We start from the raw sequence: 6,241 nt of genomic DNA, 5'->3' as shown, positions 1-6,241 counted from the left end.
AAATTATCATAGCCTTTTTTATCTTTAAATCGATAACTATAAATGAACTTATTACAAAACAATTTTACCCGTTTTGAGCGTGCAAACATACTACCCTTTTTTATTTACACAATGACTTTTTTACCTTTTTTTTATCACTATCTTTTTGTCTGTTTTAATAAACTCGTTATCTGAGGGTTATAGCTAATATTTTTTTGTTTTTTTAAAAATTACAAGGTGTTATCTCGTATGAAAATGCTAAGTTGAACGATTTTTGATGCACGAAAACGATTGGTTGTATAAAAAAATATTATTCATTTTGCCTTGATGCACTATTTTGGCAAGGCTAGCATCGAGCCAAAATTTTTAACAGATAGCCCCGGACCTTGCTTTTTTTTTGAAAAGGAACACAACAAAATAAAAAACTACATAAAGAAGTTCCAAACTACGCCGAAACGAATTGTGAAATCTCGATATGGGTTATTTGGTGCTGCAAAATAATTATAACCTGTGAATGCAGAGTTAAAATGTTCTGCTTTTAGATAAATTCTTGTTTGGCGGATTTTTGCGTTTATAAAGAAATCTAGCCTTGGAAAACCTCCATATTCTTCTTCAGTTTGCACATAGAATTCTGCTAAAAGGGGATCGTAGTCATTCATTTGATATTCTGTAAAATAATTAAATGTTACTCCTGTTTGCAAATACATGGCTTTTTTAAAAAGATGACTAGAATAATAAAGTGTATTTCGAGTGGTAAATTGTGGCACATTTAACACGTTGTTTTCGTCTTGAGTATTTTGGTACAATATAGTGTTATGAAATGCAAATTTACCAACCTTAATTTCTTTATCTAATTTAACCCTTAAATAGTTAATTGTTTTATTATTTTGAAATGGCTTGATTGGAATAAACTCGTCTTCTGGAATTCCTGTAGCATCTCTTTTGAAATAAGTATAATCGTTTATTGTTGAATAATCGACCATTATATTGGCTATCTTTTTTGATTTTAATTGAAATACTAATTGCTGTGTTTCGGTATTATTAAAATTACTTCTCCAATTGTAATTTGTGTAATTGCTTTGATATAATAAAACGTTATAATTAGGTGCCTTAGAACTATGATTTATTGATGCTATTGCTGACAAATCATTATTTAATTTGAAAATAGCGTGTGCTTTTATAAAGTTTCCATTAAAATCTCCCGAAACATTTATTCCTAATTCTCCATGTAACTCGAAATTTTTAAATTGTTTACGGTATTTACCTCCAGTAGAAAGCACATTACCTTTTAATCTATTAGGTATTGTGTTGCCATTTAATACAACAACTTTATTGTATCCGTAATTATAATTATTACTACTTACGTTAAATTGTAGATCACCAATTATATTGTTACTAAAATTTAATTGGAGTTGATTGTATAAGTTTTCAAGCGTAACCCGATCTCTAAAACCTGAGCTTGAAAATCCATTACCAAAATAAGATGTATTTGTACTTGATTGATCATATTGATATGATTTGTCTTTTAAAGATATTATATGACCTATACTTAGTTTGTTTTTTGAAAGTGAATCTTTCTTACTAATAATACTATAATTGTGTTCTAAATGAAAGCGTTTTCCTTTTAGAATGTTTTCGGCATTCTCAAAATTTACTTCTAGAATTGAGCGATCTAAAAATTCTTTAACTCCATTTTCAAAATTCTCTATCATAGCATCTTGCAATCCTCCATTTTCTTGATTTAATAAATCTTGAGTTACCATATGTGCTCTTGCCCAATAACGTTTGTTTTTAGTTTGGTAGTTTGTTGTAAATCGAAAATTACCCGTACTTGTTAACAAATTTTGATATTTGCCTAATGACCGAAGCCCTTTGTATGCTATAGAAAAATTTAATTGTGGTGTCGTGTTTATCGTAAAGAAAGAGTCTGCTAGTTGCCCTTGCTCGAAAGCTGTTTTAAACATTAATTCTGTTAATGGTGTTGGTACGCGGAAGTAATTAATATCCTCAACCTCCATATAATTAAAATGTCTAGCTCTGGCTCCAAAACTTGGCATTAAACTAGTATTATGAAAATTATAAGTTAAACTATTATAGGTTTGCCCTAAATTTGAGAAAGGCATTAATCCGAAATTATCTTTTCTTAGGTAGTTAAACTTATATTCTTTTAGTATAGTTAGGGTTGTATCTACGTATGTTGTATCTTTTTTATGAGAGATTATTAGGTAGTCTTGAATTTTTGCTTTTTTTTCTTTTCCTGAATTTTCCGATATTAGTTTCTTATTTATAGACGAATTTAGAGTATCTTGTTTTTTATTACGCTCTATCTTTCCTTTTGAAGGCCTTTGTTTTACTTGAGCATTTATATTATTAAACATAAACACTAAAAACAATACTAAAATTAATCTATTCATAAATTTATTCTTCCAAGGCAAAAGTAATTATTTGAACGGTAATTTTATGTAAATATTTTAAATCATTAGTTTCCGACTAAAATAACGAATTGATTGAGGCCTTTGCTCTAAAAAAGTTTCAATTTTGTACTAGAGTTGCTACCTTTACTCGGACATAAAATTTAAGACCGTTTATTACAATTATGACCGATTTTAAAAATGTTTATTGAACACTAATAATATGTTATTAAAAAATTATTCAGATTACTTAATGGAATGTGGTACAGATGAAGCTGGTCGTGGTTGTCTTGCTGGTCCTGTAACCGCTGCCGCTGTTATACTTCCGCAGAATTTTTCAAATAAACTATTAAACGATTCTAAACAACTTAGTAAAAAAAAAAGAGCCCTTTTAAAGCCTATAATTGAAAGCAATGCACTTTCTTTTGGTGTTGCACATATATTTGAAAAAGAAATAGACTCTATTAATATTCTTAATGCTTCTATTTTAGCTATGCAGAAATCCATAGACCAACTAAAACCCATTCCTGAATTTATAATAGTTGACGGCAATAAGTTTAAACCTTATAATTATATACCTTATAAAACAATTGTTAAGGGCGATAGTAAATATTTAAGCATTGCTGCCGCATCTATTTTAGCAAAAACATATCGGGATATATATATGAACACCATTCATGATGAATTCCCTATGTACAATTGGAAACAAAATAAAGGCTACCCAACAAAAGAGCACAGAGAAGCCATTAAAAAATATGGCATAACAAAATACCATAGAAAATCATTTAGATTATTGCCCGAACAATTAAAGCTAGATATTTAATCCTATTAAATTTATTTCACTTTATAAGAACTTTTATATTTTTAAAATGAAAAATATGTTAGGTTTGTAAAATAAATAATTTCTTTAAGCGAAATTACTTATTTAGATTCCTGCCAAAACGGGAATGACAGTTTTAACGGAAACCTTGTAGCAAAACTTCAAGGAATTCTTTATTAATTAATTCTTTTGATGAGATTCTTTTGTTTCGCCCTCTTATTATTAACACTTAGTTGCTCAAACCAAAACACAACCCGAACCAAGTTCATTCATTTTATTCCAGAGAACACATCAGTAGTTGTAAAAACTTCAAATATTGAAAGTTTAAAAAGCGCTATTCAAAATAATGACTTAATCGAAAAACTATCAAATACAAATACTTATAATGATATAAAAAATAAATTAGATGCTTTATCTATTTTAGATCCAAAAAGTGAATTATTAATTTGTTTTTCAAAAGAAAACAACGACAGCCTTCAATATTCAATTATAACAAAATATCACACTTCATTATTTAAAACGGATTCTTTAACAAATTACATTGAAGAAAAACTAACTTACAAAAACAAATCGATAACAAAATCTACACTAAATAATAACATTTTTTACAGCACTGCTATAGATAGTGTGTTTTTTGCATCGTCTTCTAAAAAAATAATTGATGCCGCTTTTTTAAATACTGAAAAAAAAGTTGAATTAGAAAAAATTTACAATACCACTGATAAAGATAAATCGTTATCTGTTTTAATTAATTCTGAAAATGAAATAATAAAATCGTTTTTTATTGAAGATTTAATTAGCCTCAAAAACTTTTCAAACTATTATGCTGTTGATGCCGATATTAGTCAAGATGAAATGATTATTAACGGAATTACAAAGGCAAGCGATTCTACTAATAGTTTAATTAATATTTTTAAAAATAATATTCCGCAAGAAAATCAAATTCAAAATATAACACCATCAAACAGCGATGGCTTTTTAAGCTTCACTTTTAACGATTATAAAACTTTTAAAACCAATCTTTTAAAATTCAACAAACAAGATTCGATTGTACCAACAACGCTTTTTGATAATGCTATAGAAATTGGTGTAGTTTACGAAGGTAAAAAACAAGCTATTGTTTTAAACTCTATTGATGTTATTGCAACTAAAGATGCTCTATTAAGCGAATTAAACATTTCCGATACTTACAGACAAATTGATATTTATAGTTTTAGTAAAGCCAATTTGTTTTCAAATACATTTTCCCCATTAATCAATTTTAACAAAGCTTCAAAATATTGTGTCATAGATAACTTTTTTGTGTTTGCTGATAGTTTAGAAATGCTTCAAAATATTATAGCAAGTTATCAAAACAAAACAACCTTAAGCGAGCAGACTCATTTTAAAGATATTAAAGCTAATTTAAGTGATGAATCTTCGCTATTAATAATTGTAAATTCATCAATTTTAAAAACCATTTTAGACAAAAATCTTAAAGATAATTCAAATTATAATCTAAAAAAGTATAATGCATCAGGATTACAATTTATTTACGATATTAATTTTGCGCACATAAATGGAATTATTAAAAAAGCAAAAACAAGAGGATACCAAAATTCTATTTCTGAAGAATTTAACATAAAATTAGATGCCAATTTATTAAACCAACCACAATTTGTTATCAATCACATTACTAAACAAAAAGAGATTGTGGTACAAGATGTAAACAATAAACTGTATTTGATTTCGAATAGAGGAAAAATCCTCTGGAAAAAACAATTACAAGGTGCCGTTTTAGGAAATATTGAGCAAATTGATATTTATAAAAACGGTAGACTCCAACTCGCTTTTGCAACAGCAAATAAAATATATATAATAGACAGAAACGGTAATGATGTCGCTCCATTTCCTAAAAAATTTAGCAATAATATTACACAGCCATTATCGGTTTTTGATTATGATAAAAATAAAAATTACAGGCTGCTAGTTACACAGAACAAAAAGCTATTTATGTACAATGTTAGCGGAAAAATTGTAAATGGATTCACCTTTAAATCTGCCAACAATAATATAAATACTCAACCCAAACATTTTAGGATGAATGGAAAAGATTATTTAACGTTTAAAACTGCTAACAAACTCTATATTTTAGACCGTACGGGTAAAACTAGAGTAAAACCAAAAACTTCAAATAATTTTTCAAACGAAGCTATTCACCTTTATAAAAACAAGTTTACAACTACTACCCAAAACGGAGATTTAGTATCGATTGATAGTCGAGGCAATACGACTATCGAGAATTTGAACCTTTCAAATAATCATCAATTAGAAACCACAAGCAAAACATTGGTTACATTAAAAGACAACAAACTTACCATTAAAAGCAAAACAATAGAGCTTGATTTTGGCAATTACAGCCCTCCTAAAATATTTTATATAAATGATAAAATATATGTTTCGGTAGTCGATTTGCAATCTCAAAAAATACACCTTTTCGATAGCCAAGCAAAACCTATAGCCAACTTTCCAGTTTACGGAAATTCTCAAATTGATATGGATAACATAGACAAAGACAAAAATCTAGAATTTGTTACCAAAGGCGAAAGTAATGCCGTTATTCTATATCAAATGAATTAAAATTCAAATTAAGATTTTACATTTGCAAACAAATTTCTATCTTTAAGGCAGCTATTAATCAAATATTTACAATGAAACTATCTAAAAATGCATTACGCATTTCTCTTTTTGGGATGGCGATTTTATTTTTCATATCGAATACTTTTTCACAAACCAAACAATTAAAACGACTAAAAAGTAAAGTTGGCATTTCTAGCGTTGATAATTTTGTAACTCAATCTTTCGATTTATACTACAAAGTATATAAATACGATGACTACGCAGCCGATTGCAAAACACTTTACGATGATGCCATTGATATTTTAATACAAGCCGAGGCCACGATACAAATTAATGAAGCAACAAAAATATAAAAGCACATACATAGGTAAACATGAAACCGATTCTGTTAATGCAATAATACTAATAACGT

General features: G+C 27.9%; 4 protein-coding genes. 3 read left to right on the top strand and 1 reads right to left on the bottom strand.

Annotated features, from left to right (window positions below):
- Nucleotides 1-404 precede the first annotated feature (404 nt).
- On the bottom strand, nt 405-2,393 hold the full coding sequence (locus L3X37_RS05000) for a putative porin (protein ID WP_237239069.1): 1,989 nt from the start codon (nt 2,391-2,393) through the stop codon (nt 405-407).
- A gap of 220 nt (nt 2,394-2,613) precedes the next feature.
- Between L3X37_RS05000 and rnhB the strand changes: the two genes are divergently transcribed.
- The 3 genes from rnhB (at nt 2,614) to L3X37_RS04985 (ending at nt 6,182) form a co-directional block, all read left to right on the top strand.
- On the top strand, nt 2,614-3,213 hold the full coding sequence (gene rnhB, locus L3X37_RS04995; protein ID WP_237239068.1) for a ribonuclease HII: 600 nt from the start codon (nt 2,614-2,616) through the stop codon (nt 3,211-3,213).
- Between the two features lie 189 nt (nt 3,214-3,402).
- Entirely contained in the window at nt 3,403-5,829 is a 2,427-nt protein-coding gene (locus L3X37_RS04990; RefSeq protein WP_237239072.1) for a ribonuclease HII, read from the top strand.
- Between the two features lie 71 nt (nt 5,830-5,900).
- Nucleotides 5,901-6,182: a hypothetical protein gene (locus tag L3X37_RS04985; RefSeq protein ID WP_237239067.1), complete on the top strand. Its 282-nt coding sequence runs from the start codon at nt 5,901-5,903 to the stop codon at nt 6,180-6,182.
- The last annotated feature ends 59 nt before the right edge of the window (nt 6,183-6,241 follow it).

It is taken from the genome of Wocania arenilitoris, assembly GCF_021728535.1.
GTDB classification, from domain to species: Bacteria; Bacteroidota; Bacteroidia; order Flavobacteriales; family Flavobacteriaceae; genus Wocania_A; species Wocania_A arenilitoris.
Note: the sequence above shows the minus strand (reverse complement) of the source record. Positions and strands in the feature narration are given on the sequence as shown.